The sequence below is a fragment of the Phreatobacter aquaticus genome (genome assembly GCF_005160265.1).
In the GTDB taxonomy this organism is placed as follows: Bacteria; Pseudomonadota; Alphaproteobacteria; order Rhizobiales; family Phreatobacteraceae; genus Phreatobacter; species Phreatobacter aquaticus.
Window position 1 is genome coordinate 1,042,390 of record NZ_CP039865.1, and the last position, 15,623, is coordinate 1,058,012.

The window sequence follows — 15,623 nt, forward strand, 5'->3', positions numbered from 1 at the left end:
TCAGCGCTGCGGCGCGGGCGTTGCCGGGGCCGCCGGTGTAGCGGGGGCGGCAGGCGCCGGAGCACCCGGAGCCGGCGTCGTGGCATCGGCGGGCGCAGCCGCGCTGCGCGCCGAGGGCGGGAACTTCGGATCGGTCGCGGTGCCGCGCAGCAATTCGTAGGCGCGGTTGACCTGGACGTCGTCCTTCTGCTCGCGGGGAACATAGACCGAGGACGCCGAGCGCTCCTCGTTGTTCTCCTGGTTCGGGTTGGCGAGATGGCCGCGCAGGCCAGCCTCGCCACGGTTCTCGTTGAGGCGCGCGCGCAGCTCCTCGGGAACCGGCTGCTCCAGCACGATGTCCGGATCGATGCCGCGGGCCTGGATCGAACGGCCCGACGGCGTGTAGTAGCGCGCCGTCGTGAGCCTGAGCGCGCCCTGGCTGCCGAGCGGGATGATGGTCTGCACCGAGCCCTTGCCGAAGGACCGCGTGCCGAGCACGGTCGCGCGGCGATGATCCTGCAGCGCGCCGGCGACGATCTCGGAAGCCGAGGCCGACCCGCCATTGATCAGCACGATGATCGGCTTGCCGCCGGTGAGGTCGCCCGCGCGGGCATTCCAGCGCTGGGTTTCCTCGGCATTGCGGCCGCGGGTCGAGACGATCTCGCCGCGCTCCAGGAACGCATCCGAGACCGAGATCGACTGGTCGAGCAGGCCGCCCGGATTGTTGCGGAGATCGACGACATAGCCACGCAACTTGTCGGCGGGGATCTTGGTGCGGATTTCTTCCAGGGCGCGGCGCAGATTGTCGGTCGTCTGCTCGTTGAACTGGGTGATGCGGACATAGCCGATATCGTCGCCGATGATCTGGTGACGCACGGCGCGGATGACGATCCGGTCGCGGGTGATCGGAATGTCGCGCGGGGCGGTGGCGCCGGGACGGGTCACGCGGATGGTGATCTGCGAGCCGATCGGGCCGCGCATCTTCTCCACCGCCTGCTGCAGGGTCAGGCCCTGGATCGGCTCGTTGTCGATATGGGTGATGACGTCATTGGCGAGGATGCCAGCCTTGGAGGCCGGCGTGTCGTCGATCGGGGCAACGACCTTGATCGCGCCCTCCTCCTGGGTGACCTCGATGCCGAGGCCGCCAAACTCGCCGCGCGTCTGCACCTGCATGTCGCGGAAATTGCGCGCATCCATGAAGCTGGAATGCGGGTCAAGCGAGGTGAGCATGCCGTTGATGGCGCTCTCGATCAGCTTGGCGTCGTCCGGCTTCTCGACATAGTCGGAGCGGACCCGCTCGAAGATGTCGCCGAACAGATTGATGTGGCGATAGGTGTCCGAGCCCGCCGCGTTGGCGCTCATTCCAAGAATGGCGCGTGGCTGCGTCACCGCGACGGTGGCGAGCACGCCCATGGCGGCGCCGGCTAGAAGCAGCGAGGCTTTGCGCATCATCCACGAACCCTTTCATTGGCCTGTGCGCCCGGAGTCCTGGGGACCCACCAAGGCGCAGGATCGATCGACGATCCATCCTTGCGAAACTCGACATAAAGAACGGGCTGGCTAGAGCCCGTGGCGACGGCAGCTGCGGGCGGCGGAGCGTCACCCATGACGCCGACCGGCTCGCCCGCCAGAACGAATTGGCCGAGATCGACCGTGATCCTGTCCATGCCGGCAAGGACGACATGATACCCGTCCCCGGCGTTCAGGATCAAGAGTTGTCCGTAAGTCCGGAATGGCCCCGAATAGACCACCCAGCCATCCGACGGCGCGGTGACGGAGGCGCCCGCGCGGGTGGCGATCGACTGTCCGCGTTCGGTGCCGCCCAGACCATCCGCTCCGCCGAATTCGCGCAGGCGAACCCCCAGAACCGGCATCGGGAGGCGTCCGCGGGTCTGTTCGAAGGGCATCAGGGGCGAAATGCGCCCCGCGCTCTGCAAGGTCGCCATCTGCTGGCGGCGGTCGCCCGGAGCCGTCGTCCGGGCCATTGTGGTGGTCCGCGCGGCCTCCGCGGCGCGCTGTGCCGCCGCGATCTCGGTCTCCATGCGGCTGATCAACAATTCGAGATTGTCGGCCTGTCTGGCGAGTTCCAGCGAGCGGGCGCGCTCCGAGCCGAGCGATTGCTCGCTCTCCGCCATCTGCTTCTGGCGCGCCTCGGCCAGCGCCTCCAGCCGGATCCGCTCGGTATCGAGCGCAGCCATGTCCTGCCGCAGCGTGTCGCGTTCCCCGGCGATCTGGCTCTTCACCCGCGACAGCGCCTCGAGATCGTTCACCAGCACGCGCGCCGCCTCGCGCATTTCCGGCACCAGCGTGCCAAGCAGCATGGCGGTGCGGACGCTGCGCAGAACGTCGTCGGCGCCGACCAGCAGCGCCGGCGGCGGCCGGCGGCCCATCCGCTGGAGCGAGGCGAGCACCTTGGCGATAACGTCGCGCCGTGCCTCAAGCGAAGCACGTATGCCGGCCTCGCGGCCATCGAGCGCGGCCAGCCGCTCCTCGGTCTCGGCCGCCTTGCCCTCGAAACTGCGCACCTTGGCTGCGGTCTCGATACCCCGCGCAATCAGTGCTGCCCGGTCCGCCCGGATGCCGGCGATCTCGCCTTCGATGCGGATGCGCTCGGTGCCGGCGCGCTCGAGATCGGCGCGGATCGCCGCAAGCTCGCGCTGACGCTCACGCCGCTCGGCATCCGCCCGCTCGGCGGGAGACGGCGACTGGGCAAGGCCAGGAAGCGGCGAGGCGATGATGGCCAGGACAGGGGCCAGCAACGAAGCCTGGTGGACGGGGCTGAGGCGCATCGGGCCCGAATCAGGAGGGCGGGGAGAGGACCGATGCTACACTCACCGCCGTGTCGGGCGGAATCGGGGCGATGTCCGGTTTGTTTTGCGGCGCGGCAGAAATGCCGGCCGCACCCGCTCAGTTGAACAGCGCGTCGATATCGTCCTGGCTGGCATGACCCACATCGCCGTCGACCTTCGGGCCGTTGAGCAGGGCGTCGTCGCCCTCGCGCTCGGCCATGATGTCGACCTCGACATCCTTGAAGCTGTCGAGACCGCCCCAGATGTCCATCATGTTGACGATGCGCTCTTCGATGAACTTCAGCGTGTTGACCACCTTGGTGATGCGCTGACCGGTCAGATCCTGGAAGTTGCAGTGCTCGAAGATCGTGATGATCTTCTGCTGGATGTCGTCGAGCGCGCCCTGGTCCTGGGAATCCTTGGCCTTGGCCGAAAGCTGGCTGGCCAGCTGGTCGATGGCCTCGGCCGCCGACAGAATGCCTTCGGTCGCCTGCTCGGTGCCCTCGACGATCGCGTCGAGCTCGTGGGTCACCCGGGTCATCTGCTTGCCCTGGAAGCCCGACAGATGCAGCGTCGCGATCTCGTGCTTGGTCTGGCCGATCGCCTCGTAGATCGTATCAAGCTCGGCCTTGAGCTTCATCGCGTCCTGCATTTCCGCCTTGTAGGCGTCGATCATCTGCTTCGACACCTCCTCCGGCGGCCGGATCATCGCCTTCAGCGCCCGAAGCTCCGCCATGATCTCGCCGTGATGGCTTCCCGCAGCGCCAGCCGGCCGCGCGGCGGCATGGGCACGGGCATGCGCTTCGGTCGGCTGCGAAATGGACTCGATGCGGAAGGCTCGTTTGGTGGCACGCATGAAGCACTCGGATGGGTTCGGGAGAGGCGAGAACGAAGGTTGTCTGTTTCCCACTGTTTCGCGCACAGGGTTAAAGCCGGGTTCGCGACTTGCCGGCAAAACACATCGATAAATGGGAAATTCCATTAACCATGACAAAAGATGAACAGATCAGCCGGGCCGGTCCGGCGCGGATAGGCTTGATTAACCTTGAGGAAGACTTTCCAGACATCCTTTACATTCGAGGGCGTTTCTCTGGCTCGCATTAACCGTTTCATCGGAGCTCGAGACCTTTCATGACTCACGACGCTGGCGCCTCCCGTCCAGCCGACCTGTGTGTGTGAGTTCGAGTTCGTCGATGTCCAGAGCAAGCCTTTGGGCCGTGGCTGCCGTGATACTTTCGGCAGCGCCGGCCAGTGCCCAGGACGGCCGCGCCGCATCCGGCGCCATCCCGTCAGCCATTGCCACCCGCGAGGGGCCAGCCCCCCGCGAAATGTCCTCGCCCCGCGGCAGCATGGGCGGCGGCTTCATCGAATATCTGTTCAACGGCGGCGATGCCGGGACGATCCCGACGGCGCGCCGCGTTGGCCCGCCGGTTGAGATCCGCCGCTCGCAGCCCGAGCCTGGCCTCGTGCCGGTCCGGCCGATCGCGCCTGCGGCCGCCTATGCCCCCCCGGAAGCGGCGCCCCGCCCCCAGGCGACCACCACGCCGCGCGGCGGCATCGATCCGCGCTTCCTGCCCCAGGTGGTCAGCTACCAGACCAGCCAGCGCCCCGGCACCATCGTCATCGATACCCGCGAGCGCTATCTCTATCTGGTCGAAGCTGGCGGCATGGCGCGGCGCTACGGAGTCGGCATCGGCCGCCCCGGTTTCGGCTGGAGCGGCACCAAGACCATCACCCGCAAGGCCGAGTGGCCCGATTGGCGCCCGCCGGCAGAGATGCTGCGCCGCAGGCCGGATCTGCCGCGCTTCATGGCCGGTGGCCCGCAGAACCCGCTTGGCGCCCGCGCCATGTATCTGGGCTCGTCGCTCTACCGCATCCACGGCTCCAACGAGCCGCATACGATCGGCACGGCGGTGTCGTCCGGCTGTTTCCGCATGCGCAACGAGGACGTCACCGACCTCTATGCCCGCGTCCGGGTCGGCACCCGCGTCGTCGTCAACTGACCACTATTCCGCATGGGGCCGCCTTGCGCCCCATGTTCCCATCGCGGCGGCCAGGAGCAACGTCTCCGCCAACCGTCGCGGCGCTCGAACGAGCGGACAGGAGAGGCCGTCTCGCCCCAAGGCGGGGCGGCCTTTCTGCTATCGCAGCCAGCGTGCAAGCCACCTGCGCGCCGCAACGCCTTGCTCCGGGCCGCACGCTTGCTATGGTCGAGCTTCAACTCGCCATTCCCGGAGGCCCAATCCATGTCCAAGACGAGCGCACTGCGCGTGGTCGGCGACGACGCCAGCTCAACCGCCATCCCGAACGATCTCCAGGCCTTCTGGATGCCGTTCACGGCCAATCGCTCGTTCAAGGCCCGCCCGCGCATGGTCGCCCGCGCCAAGGACATGTATTACTTCACCCCCGAGGGTAAGCCGATCCTCGACGCGACGGCTGGCCTCTGGTGCTCGAATGCCGGCCACAACCGCGACCCGATCGTCCAGGCGATCCAGAAGCAGGCGGCCGAGCTCGACTTCTCGCCGTCCTTCCAGTTCGGCCACCCGAAGGCCTTCGAGCTGGCAAGCCGCATCGCCGCTCTCGCGCCGAACGATCTCGACCACGTGTTCTTCTGCAACTCGGGTTCGGAAGCCGCCGACACCGCGCTGAAGATGGCGATGGCCTACTGGAATGCCCGCGGCAAGGGCGCCAAGACCCGTCTGATCGGCCGCGAGCGTGGCTATCACGGCGTCGGTTTCGGCGGCATCTCGGTCGGCGGCATCGTGCCGAACCGCCGCTTCTTCGGCGCGCTGCTGGCCGGCACCGACCATCTGCCCCACACCTATGACCGCGAGAAGCAGGCCTTCTCGAAGGGCGAGCCGGAATGGGGCGCCCATCTCGCCGACGAGCTGGAGCGCATCGTCGCCCTCCACGACGCCGCCACCATCGCCGCCGTCATGGTCGAGCCGATGGCCGGCTCCACCGGCGTGCTGCCGGCGCCGAAGGGCTATCTCAAGCGCCTGCGCGAGATCTGCGACAAGCACGACATCCTGCTGATCTTCGACGAAGTCATCACCGGCTTTGGCCGCCTCGGCGCGCCGTTCGCCTCCGAGCGCTATGGCGTGACCCCGGATCTCCTGACCTTCGCCAAGGGCGTCACCAATGCCGCGGCCCCGATGGGCGGCGTCATTGCCCGCAAGCACATCCACGACGCCTTCATGACCGGCCCGGACCACATCGTGGAGCTGTTCCACGGCTACACCTACTCGGCCCATCCGCTGGCCTGCGCCGCCGGCCTCGCCACCCTCGACCTCTATCGCGACGAAGGCCTGTTCGAGAAGTCGAAGGCCATGGAGCCGATCTGGGCCGACGCCGTGTTCGATGGCCTGAAGGACAAGCCGGGCGTGCTCGACATCCGCCAGGTCGGCCTCACCGCCGCCATCGACATCGCCAGCTGGAAGGACGCGCCGGGCAAGCGCGCCTTCGTCGCCATGGACAAGGCCTTCCACGACGAGGGCATGATGATCCGCACCTCGGGCGATTGCCTGGTGGTGACCCCGCCGCTGATCATGTCGGAAAGCGATGCCGGCCAGATCGTCGAGAAGCTCGCCCGCGTCATCGACGCGACCGCCATGCCGGCCTGAGCCTGATCATCCGCGACACATTCCAAAGCCCCGGCCGATGGCCGGGGCTTTTTTGCTGCCCGGCTAACGGTCTGTGGCCCTACGACCATAGGCTTGGCCGGCTCCGGCGTGCTAAGCGAGCCTGTGGAATGAGAGGATTCGCCCCATGAAATCGCGCGCCGCAGTCGCCTGGGAAGCAGGCAAGCCCCTGACCATCGAGACCATCGACATCCAGGGCCCGAAGCCCGGCGAGGTGTTGGTCGAGATCATGGCGACGGGTGTCTGTCACACCGACGCCTACACGCTGTCGGGCCTGGATTCAGAGGGCAAGTTCCCGGCAATCCTCGGCCATGAGGGCGCCGGCATCGTGCGCGAGATCGGCGCGGGCGTGACCTCTGTGAAGGTCGGCGACCATGTCATTCCGCTCTACACACCGGAATGCCGCGCCTGCAAGACCTGCCTGTCGCAGCGCTCCAACCTCTGCACCTCGATCCGTGGCACGCAGGGCCAGGGCCTGATGCCCGACAACACCACGCGCTTCTCCTGCGAGCCGATCGGTCGCGGCCGCAACGAGGTGTTCCACTATATGGGCTGCTCGACCTTCTCGAACTTCACGGTCCTGCCGGAGATCGCGCTCGCCAAGGTCCGCGAGGACGCCCCCTTCGACAAGATCTGCTACATCGGCTGCGGCGTCACCACCGGCATCGGCGCAGTCATCTACACCGCCAAGGTCAGGCCCGGCTCCAATGTCGTGGTCTTCGGCCTCGGCGGCATCGGCCTCAACGTGATCCAGGGCGCCCGCATGGTCGGCGCCGACAAGATCATCGGCGTCGATCTCAATCCATCCAAGGTCGAGATGGCGAAGAAGTTCGGCATGACCCATTTCGTCAATCCGGACGAGGTCGGCCGCGACAAGGTCGTGCAGGCGATCCAGGATCTGACCGATGGCGGCGCCGACTATTCCTTCGAGTGCATCGGCAACATCCACACCATGCGCCAGGCGCTGGAATGCTGCCATCGCGGCTGGGGCGAGAGCATCATCATCGGTGTGGCCCCGTCGGGAACCGAGATCTCCACCCGGCCGTTCCAGCTGGTGACCGGCCGCGTCTGGAAGGGCTCGGCCTTCGGCGGCGCCCGCGGCCGCACCGACGTTCCGAAGATCGTCGACTGGTACATGGAGGGCAAGATCGACATCGACTCGCTCATCACCCACACCATGCCGCTCGACGAGATCAACACCGCCTTCGACCTGATGCACGAAGGCAAGTCGATCCGCTCCGTCGTGGTCTACTGACACCGGACTGATCTGGAGCCGGAGCGAGCCCTCGCTCCTGTTCCGCCCGGGCGCCGTGCAGCATCTTCCACCCCCAGCCGGAGCCGCCGGACCATGATGGACACCCTTCTCCGCCTCGCTTCCGACCCCACCGCCTGGGCGGCGCTCGCCACCCTGATCGCCATGGAGGTGGTGCTCGGGATCGACAATCTGATCTTCATCTCGATCCTCACCAACAAGCTGCCCGAGGTGCACCGCGCCAAGGCCCGGCGCATCGGCATCTCGCTGGCGCTCCTGATGCGGCTCGGCCTGCTCGGCACGATCGCCATCATCGTCTCGCTGACCCAGCCGGTGATCACCCTGTTCGGCAAGGGCTTCTCCTGGCGCGATATCATCCTGATCGCCGGTGGCCTGTTCCTCATCTGGAAGGCGACCAAGGAGATCCATCACAATGTCGATCCCCAGACCCATGCCGATGAGGCCGATGGCTCCGCCATCGTCGAGACCAGCTTCGCCGCCGCCATCGTCCAGATCCTGGTGCTCGACCTCGTGTTCTCGATCGACAGCATCATCACCGCCGTCGGCATGACCAATGAGATCGTCATCATGGTCATCGCCGTGCTGGTGGCGGTCGGCGTCATGATGCTGGCGGCACAGCCGCTCGCCCAGTTCATCGAGGCCAACCCGACCATCGTCATGCTGGCATTGGGCTTCCTGCTGATGATCGGCATGACGCTGATCGGCGAGGGCTTCGGCGCCCATGTGCCCAAGGGCTACATCTACGCCGCCATGGCGTTCTCAGGCCTGGTCGAGGGGCTCAACATGCTGTCGAGGCGCGCCAGGCGCCCGACCGACGACCCGACCCGCATGCCGGTGAAACGCTGAAACGCATTTTCCCGGATCTTGCCATCGTCCCGACTTCAGCTTCGGTTCATCTGCGTCATGTCGCTATCGTTTCCCGGGGCGACATCGATCCAGTCGAGTGATCCGGAGCTGAACCATCATGAATGATCAGGACTATGTGAAGCTGCAGCCGAGCCTCATGGGCTTCCGCTATGTCGGAACCGTGCCAGCCGAGGCGCGTCCGCTGCTCACCCGCGCCTATGAGGACCTGAAGCGCGGCATGGGCAGCCGCTGGGACGAACAGATCGCGGCCCGCGAGATCTGCTGGATGAATGTCTGGCAGGAGGATGACGAGGGCGATTCGATGGAGCTCGGCGACAAGGCTCTGGCCGCCGAACTCCACGCCTGGTGCCTGAAAGCCGCGGAAGCCTATGCCGAGAAGGGCGCCATCATGGATGGCTATGGCTTCGTGGTGAACCCGGTCGGCTCCAATCCGCAGGTCTGGCACGTCGACTACACCACGGATGCCGCCGCGATCTGGATCCCGCTGACCCAGTTCACGGACCGCAACGCCACCCAGTTCATCACCCTGCCCGACACCACGCCCGAAGACGCCCTGGAGAAGGTCGCCTCCAATGTCGACGACGTCGACGTGGCAGCGCTCGCGCGCAGCGTCGACCATTTCCAGGTCCAGCAGATCGTCGCGAAGCCCATGTCGGTGCTCTACATGGGCCGTGGCACGATCCATCGCGGCATTTCGAACAGCGGCGACGACAACCGCATCTCGTTCTACGTCTCGCTGCACTTCATCCGCGATTATTCGGTCTATCCCTATTATGCCGATGAGCGCTCCGAGAAGGCCGTGGTCCAGTTCAACGACTGAGCCACGGGCCCTGCGGAGGACCGGCCGCTTTGCGCTGCATCAGCGCCGGCCAAACCACACCATGGCAGTCTCGGGAAGACCCTTCACCCCCGAGGCCGCCATGGCGCAACCATCGAAGATCCTTCTCGCAGCCTGTGCCGCCGCCGGATTGACGCTCGCCGCTGTCGAGGCGCAGGCCCAGCAGCCCGATCCGCGGCTGGGACGGGCGCTCGCGCAGCAGAATTGCGGCTCGTGCCATGCGGTTGGCCGCACCGGCCGCAGCCCCTATGCGGCGGCGCCGCCGTTCCGCGAGCTCAAGGCACGCCGTCCCGGCATCAACATCATCGACATCGTGTTGCTCGCCTGGTCCAGGCCGCACCGGGAAATGCCGGATTTCTCGTTCGATACCGCCAATTCCCGCGAGATCCTGGCCCATATCGAGAGCTTGCAGACACCGCCGCGGCGGTAAGATTGCGCTGTGGCACCCCACCCCAACCCTCCCCTCAATGAGGGGAGGGAGGAAATAGCGCCTCCCCCGCCCCATCGCGCCGCCGAAACACCCCATGACCGCCAGCGCGCCCGATACTCCCCTCCCCCCGTTTACGGCGGGGAGGGGACCTGATCGCGCCATCGGGGAGCCTGGGCGGCAGGCCCGGGCGTCCGATCCATCACCCCCCGCAAAGCTCCGCCACCACGTCCATCAGCACCTCGGCCCCCGCGACCAGATCGGCCGGTTCGGTGAACTCCTTGGGATTGTGGCTGATGCCGCCCACGCTCGGCACGAAGATCATCGCCGAGGGCGCGAGCCTCGCCATCATCTGCGCATCGTGGCCGGCACCCGACGTCATGCGCCGGCAGGACAGGCCGCGCGCCCTTGCCGCCTGTTCGATCCGGCGGACCAGGCCCTCGTCGAAGATCACCGGATCGAACCGGGCAAGGCGTTCCGTCGAAACCGTCACGCCGTCCTGCCTGGCAAGCCTGTCGAGATAGGCCGCGAGCGCGGCTTCCGCCGCCTTGAGCCGGTCCTCATCGGGATCCCGCAGGTCGACCGTGAAGGTCGCCCGCGACGGGATGACATTGATGGCGTCCGGCTCGAACCGCATCGTGCCGACGGTTGCGACGGTCGGCGCGTTCGAGGCGTCGACATGATCGCGCAGGAAGGTCACGACCCGCGCCGCCGCCAGACCGGCATCGCGGCGCATGCGGATCGGCGTCGTGCCGGCATGGTTGGCATCGCCCTCGATCGTCACCCGCTGCCAGGAAATGCCCTGAAGGTTCTCCACGGCGCCGATGCGCACGCCCTCGTGCTCCAACACCGGGCCCTGCTCGATATGAAGCTCCAGATAGGCCGATGGCCGGATCGTTCCCGGCACCATGGCCCCGGCATAGCCGATGCGGGCGAGTTCGTCGCCGAGCGTCGCGCCATCGGTGCCGACACTTGCCAGCGCCGCTTCCACGGAGAGCCCGCCGGCATGAACCAGCGAGCCCAGCATGTCCGGCTGGAAGCGCACGCCCTCCTCGTCGGTGAAGGCGGCAATGGTGAGCGGCCGCGCCAGCCCTGCGCCGGTCTCGGCGAAGCGTTGCGCGACTTCCAGGCCCGCCAGCACGCCGTAGCAACCGTCATAGATGCCGGCATTGATGACGCTGTCGATATGCGAGCCGACCATGACCGGATCCGCCGCGGCGTCGCTGCCGTCGAGTGTGCCGAACAGGTTGCCCACCTGATCCACCTCGACCCTGAGCCCGGCCTCGCGCATCCAGCCCGAGACGAGATCGCGGCCATGCTTGTCGGCGTCCGAGCCGGCGAGCCGCGTCAGCGCGCCGTCAGGCCCCCGGCCGACCGCGCCGAGCGCTTGCAGCCGCCCCAGCAACCGCACGCCATCGATCCCCCTGCTGCCTGGCATGGCCGGTCCCCGCCTCCGATGTTTCCGCTTCTTGATCTGCCGATTCCATCATGATTTCAAGCATTTCCAAAAGCCGGGGTGACGCTTTGCGTCAGGTCCCGCGCGACGGGATTTTGCTCACATGCCGTTGAACCGAACCGGACAGCCTCGCGACCAAGGGTGCACTTCTCACCACCCTTCAGACAGGAACGGTCCCATGATCGCCACCCAGACCACGACCACCGCGAAGGCCTCGCCGCTGGCAGGCTTTGCTATCTCCGATTTCGACAGCTTCAACTTCGGCTTCAGCCCGCTGACCCAGTTCGGCACCAATGGCAATGACACGATGACCGCCCTTGCCGGCGGCACGGCGGCCAATCCGAGCTTCACCTACGGCCTCGACGGCGACGACAAGATCACCGGCTCGGCCGGCATCGACACCATCTATGGTGGCGCGGGGAAGGACATCCTCCAGGGCGTCGGCGGCCATGACAAGCTCGACGGTGGCAATGGCGACGACTACGTCTATGGCGGCGGCGATGGCGACATTCTCAAGGGTGGCGCAGGCGACGACTACGTCGCAGGCGCGCTCTCGGCCAAGAACGTCATCGTGGAGGGCGGCGCCGGCAATGACACGGTGGCAGGGTCCCGCGGCGGCGGCGGCATCATCGACGGCGGCATCGGCAATGACTTCCTCATGATCCGCGCGACCCACCCGGGCGACGCCGACAACCATTACATCGGTGGCTCGGGCTGGGATGTGGCCTACCTCGATCGGCTGCTCGCAGCGCCGGGCGAGGATGCCTGGATCGACGTCAACGCCCAGGGCGACTATGTCCTGCACTGGATGGCCAAGGGCGGCCAGATGCAGACCGACATCGTCGAGGGCATCGAGCAGTTCAGCATCGCCGGCACGCTCTACACGTTCGACCAGCTGCTGGTCTGATCGGCTGGCGGCATTCCATCGGCCAGCACGGCCTCAACTCCCCTCCCCACCGCAAGCGGGGGGGACTCTGTCGTGCCTATTCGGCCGGCGCGCACTTCACCTCTCCCCCGCGGGGAGAGGTAAGTCCGACGCCCCCTCAGGCCGCCGCGATGTGCTTGAACATCACCTTGCGCGCGGCCTCGTCCACCGGGCCGGTCGTGAAGGTGAAGCGGTCCTTCAGCGTCTTGGCCGCCGTGGCGGCCGGGCGCGCCTCGATCTCGTCATGCAGGCGCTTCAGGTTCGGCAGCTTGCCCCAGGCATCGTCGCCGAGAATGAACGGCACCATGCGCGCCCAGCCCCAGACATCCATGTCGACGATCGAATAGGTCTCGCCGACCATGTAGCGGCGGCTGGCCAGATGCTCGTTGAGCACGCCGAAATGGCGGTTAGCCTCATACTGGTAGCGGGTATGGGCATAGGGCACTTCTTCCGGGGCGAAATGCTTGAAATGCACCGCCTGGCCGGCGAACGGCCCCACACCGGTGGCAACGAACATCAGCCAGGACAGGAGCTGGCCACGCTCGGACGCCGGCGGCAGGAACTGGCCCGTCTTGTCGGCGAGATAGAGCAGGATCGCGTTGGAATCGAACACGGTGGTGCCGCCATCGACGATCGCCGGCACCTTGCCATTCGGATTGATCTTGAGGAAATCCGGCGCGAACTGGTCGCCCTTGCGCGTGTCGACCGGGATGGGCTCGTAGCCGAGGCCCGATTCCTCGAGAAACAGGGCGACCTTGGTCGGGTTCGGCGAGCCGTTGAAATAGAACTTGAGCATGGAAGGTCCTTCGGGGGTGTGGGTTCGGGTGAGGCGTGGGCTGGCTCAGGCCGGGCGCGCCGGGATCTCGAGGCCGCGCTGGACGGCGGGACGGGCGAGGCCACGCTCCAGCCAGGCAGGGACCGCCTTCAGCTTCTCGTAATGGACGATCTCGCCCGCGCCATAGAAGCCGATCAGATTGCGCACCCAGCCGAGCAGCGACATGTCGGCGATCGTATAGGCGTCGCCCATGATCCACTGGCGGCCGGTCAGCCGCGTCTCCAGCACGCCGAGGAGACGTTCGGACTCCGCGCGGTAGCGCTCCAGCGGTCGCTTGTCCTCAAAGTCCTTGCCGGCAAATTTGTGGAAGAAGCCGAGCTGGCCGAACATCGGGCCAACCGCCGCCATCTGGAAGAACAGCCATTGCAGCGTCTCGTAGCGGGCCACCGGATCGCTGGGCAGGAACTGGCCCGACTTCTCCGCGAGATAGACCAGGATGGCGCCGGATTCGAACAGGCCGAACGGCTTGCCGCCCGGACCATCGGGATCGATGATCGCCGGGATCTTGCCATTCGGATTGAGGGCCAGATATTCCGGCGTCCAGGTCTCGTTCTTGCCTATATTGATCGTGTGCGGCTCGTAGGGGAGGCCGGTCTCCTCCAGCATGATCGACACCTTCACGCCGTTCGGCGTCGGCAGCGAATAGAGCTGGATGCGGTCGGGATGGCTTGCGGGCCATTTCCGGGTGATCGGGAAGGCGGACAGGTCGGCCATGGGCATGCGCTCCGTCGAAGCAGCGTCGGGGCCGCGACGATAGCGGCGACCGGCGCCGGCGCAACAGCGCGCGTGGCTGGACAGCCCTTCCGGCGGTCACAGGTTCGGGAGCATCACTCCGTCACATAGAGCCCGGGCGCCGCCATGAGCGATGCATAGCCGGCATCCGGCCGGCCGACCGGCGGCGCGGCGATCCGGCCCGTCGAGCGCGCCTCCAGCCAGTCGAACCAGGCCGGCCACCAGGAGCCTTCCTGCGGCGCGACCGATGCGATCCAGCGATCGGGATCGACATGCCGGTCGCCTGCGGCATGGGTTGCGATGCGATAGCGCCGGTCGGGCCGGCCGGGCTGCGAGACCACGCCCTGATTGTGCCCGCCATTGGTCAGCGCGAAGGTCACCTCGCCCTCGATGGCGGTGCCGAACTTGTAGACCGAATGCCAGGGCGCGACATGGTCCCACTCGGTACCCAGCGCGAAGACCGGTGCGCGGATGTCCTGGATCTCGATCGCCCGGCCATCGACCTTGAAACGCCCTTCGGCCAGATCGTTGTTGAGATAGAGCGAGCGCAGGTAGTCAGAATGCATGCGGTAGGGCATGCGGGTGGAATCGGCCGCCCAGGCCGCCATGGCATTGGCGACCGTCGGCTCGCCCATCAGATATTGGCGCACCAGCTTCGACCAGATGAGATCGTTGGAGCGCAGAAGGTGGAAAGCGCCGCGCATCTGCTGGCCCGCCAGCACGCCGCGCCGCCACATCATGTCCTCGAGCAACGTCAGCTGGCTCTCGTTGACGAAGACCTTCAGCTCGCCCGCCTCGTCGAAATCGAACTGGGCGGCGAGGAAGCTGAGCGAGGCCAGCCGCTCGTCGCCGTCGCGGGCCATGGCGGCCGCAACGATCGTCAGCAGCGTTCCGCCGAGGCAATAGCCGACGCCGTGCAGCCGCTCCGCCCCGGTGATGGCGAGGGCCGCCTCGATCGCCGGCAGCACGCCCAGGCGGCGATAGTCGTCGAAGGAGACGTCGCGATCCTCCGGTGTCGGGTTCTTCCACGAGACCATGAACACGGTGAAGCCGCGCTCCACCATGTGCCGGACCATCGAATTCCGGCGCTCGAGATCGAGAATGTAGAACCGGTTGATCCAGGCCGGCACGAACAGAACCGGCTCGCGCTGCACGGTCTCGGTCACCGGCTTGTACTGGATCACCTCGCAGAGCGGCGTGCGCAGGATGACCGTGCCCTCGGTCGCCGCGACATCCGTGCCGACGCGGAAGGCGCCGGCTTCCGCCGGAGGCTTGTTGCTCAGCGCGCGCAACGCATCGTCGGCGGCGATCCTGCTGCCGTCGATGAGACAGCGGCCGCCGGTCTGCCGGATCCGCTCCAGTACCTCCGGATTGGTCGCCGCCAAGTTGGAGGGCGCCACGCTGTCGAGAATCTGGCGGGCCATGAACCGGAGCAGGTCCTCATGCGCGCGTGAGACGCCCGGCACATGGCTCGCCGCCTCCAGCCACCAGCCCTCCACGGCCTGGAACGTCTGCGCATAGGCGGAGAACGGCCATTGCTGCCAGGCCTCGGCCTGGAAGCGCGGGTCGTGCCGGGCAGGCGGAGCGTTCTCGGCGGACGGCGCGGCGTTCAGGCCGGCCAGACGCTGGATATCGGCCGCGGCCGCGCGGAGCAGTTCAAGCCGGCGCCCCGGCGACATCGCGAGATGGGCGGCCCAGTCGAAGGTCGCCTCCAGCGCCGCAACGGCCGAGAAGCCACCGGTCAGCATGGCCAGATCGGCATGAAGCAGCCGATCGATCTCGGCCGTCGGTGGCTCGCTTGGGACAGCTGGCGCAGAGATGGGCATCGATCGGTCTCCTCATGGCCGCAGACCGCGGCCGA

14 protein-coding genes are annotated in these 15,623 nt (G+C 67.0%); 7 read left to right on the forward strand and 7 right to left on the reverse strand.

The window, feature by feature from the left end:
* From E8L99_RS04855 to E8L99_RS04865, 3 genes are all read right to left on the reverse strand, one after another.
* On the reverse strand, positions 1 to 1,431 hold the full coding sequence (locus E8L99_RS04855; protein WP_137098489.1) for a S41 family peptidase: 1,431 nt from the start codon (positions 1,429 to 1,431) through the stop codon (positions 1 to 3).
* Positions 1,428 to 2,768 (reverse strand): murein hydrolase activator EnvC family protein, encoded by a 1,341-nt coding sequence (locus E8L99_RS04860; RefSeq protein ID WP_137098490.1) that lies wholly within the window; start codon positions 2,766 to 2,768, stop codon positions 1,428 to 1,430. Before E8L99_RS04860 ends, E8L99_RS04855 begins: the two co-directional genes overlap by 4 nt.
* A gap of 118 nt (positions 2,769 to 2,886) precedes the next feature.
* Positions 2,887 to 3,624, reverse strand: coding sequence for a protein phosphatase CheZ (locus tag E8L99_RS04865; RefSeq protein WP_137098491.1), 738 nt, complete (start codon positions 3,622 to 3,624; stop codon positions 2,887 to 2,889).
* A 337-nt stretch (positions 3,625 to 3,961) separates the two neighbouring features.
* Here E8L99_RS04865 and E8L99_RS04870 point away from each other — a divergent pair, with 337 nt between their 5' ends.
* The 6 genes from E8L99_RS04870 to E8L99_RS04895 all read left to right on the forward strand — a co-directional run bounded on the left by E8L99_RS04870 (position 3,962) and on the right by E8L99_RS04895 (position 9,817).
* Positions 3,962 to 4,771 carry a L,D-transpeptidase gene (locus tag E8L99_RS04870; RefSeq protein ID WP_137098492.1) on the forward strand — a complete coding sequence of 270 codons (810 nt, stop codon included), beginning with the start codon at positions 3,962 to 3,964 and terminating at the stop codon, positions 4,769 to 4,771.
* Between the two features lie 243 nt (positions 4,772 to 5,014).
* Complete coding sequence (locus tag E8L99_RS04875) at positions 5,015 to 6,391, forward strand: aspartate aminotransferase family protein (RefSeq protein ID WP_137098493.1); 1,377 nt, start codon at positions 5,015 to 5,017, stop codon at positions 6,389 to 6,391.
* A 145-nt stretch (positions 6,392 to 6,536) separates the two neighbouring features.
* Complete coding sequence (locus E8L99_RS04880; RefSeq protein ID WP_137098494.1) at positions 6,537 to 7,664, forward strand: S-(hydroxymethyl)glutathione dehydrogenase/class III alcohol dehydrogenase; 1,128 nt, start codon at positions 6,537 to 6,539, stop codon at positions 7,662 to 7,664.
* Between the two features lie 96 nt (positions 7,665 to 7,760).
* Positions 7,761 to 8,528 carry a TerC family protein gene (locus E8L99_RS04885; RefSeq protein WP_137101958.1) on the forward strand — a complete coding sequence of 256 codons (768 nt, stop codon included), beginning with the start codon at positions 7,761 to 7,763 and terminating at the stop codon, positions 8,526 to 8,528.
* Between the two features lie 118 nt (positions 8,529 to 8,646).
* On the forward strand, positions 8,647 to 9,369 hold the full coding sequence (locus E8L99_RS04890; RefSeq protein ID WP_137098495.1) for a phytanoyl-CoA dioxygenase family protein: 723 nt from the start codon (positions 8,647 to 8,649) through the stop codon (positions 9,367 to 9,369).
* 100 nt (positions 9,370 to 9,469) lie between these two features.
* Complete coding sequence (locus E8L99_RS04895) at positions 9,470 to 9,817, forward strand: c-type cytochrome (RefSeq protein WP_137098496.1); 348 nt, start codon at positions 9,470 to 9,472, stop codon at positions 9,815 to 9,817.
* 199 nt (positions 9,818 to 10,016) lie between these two features.
* On the opposite strand, the gene E8L99_RS04900 is transcribed toward E8L99_RS04895, so the two are convergent.
* Positions 10,017 to 11,252, reverse strand: coding sequence for a Zn-dependent hydrolase (locus tag E8L99_RS04900; protein WP_137098497.1), 1,236 nt, complete (start codon positions 11,250 to 11,252; stop codon positions 10,017 to 10,019).
* 196 nt (positions 11,253 to 11,448) lie between these two features.
* On the opposite strand from E8L99_RS04900, the gene E8L99_RS04905 reads away from it, so the two are divergent.
* Complete coding sequence (locus E8L99_RS04905) at positions 11,449 to 12,177, forward strand: calcium-binding protein (protein WP_168201571.1); 729 nt, start codon at positions 11,449 to 11,451, stop codon at positions 12,175 to 12,177.
* Between the two features lie 136 nt (positions 12,178 to 12,313).
* Here the strand turns inward: E8L99_RS04905 and E8L99_RS04910 are convergent, their stop codons facing one another.
* The 3 genes from E8L99_RS04910 to E8L99_RS04920 form a co-directional block, all read right to left on the reverse strand.
* Positions 12,314 to 12,991 carry a glutathione S-transferase family protein gene (locus E8L99_RS04910; RefSeq protein ID WP_137098499.1) on the reverse strand — a complete coding sequence of 226 codons (678 nt, stop codon included), beginning with the start codon at positions 12,989 to 12,991 and terminating at the stop codon, positions 12,314 to 12,316.
* Positions 12,992 to 13,036: 45 nt separating this feature from the next.
* Positions 13,037 to 13,744 (reverse strand): glutathione S-transferase N-terminal domain-containing protein, encoded by a 708-nt coding sequence (locus E8L99_RS04915; protein WP_137098500.1) that lies wholly within the window; start codon positions 13,742 to 13,744, stop codon positions 13,037 to 13,039.
* A gap of 113 nt (positions 13,745 to 13,857) precedes the next feature.
* Positions 13,858 to 15,588, reverse strand: a complete 1,731-nt coding sequence (locus E8L99_RS04920; RefSeq protein ID WP_137098501.1) for a PHA/PHB synthase family protein — start codon at positions 15,586 to 15,588, stop codon at positions 13,858 to 13,860.
* Between the last annotated feature and the right edge of the window lie 35 nt (positions 15,589 to 15,623).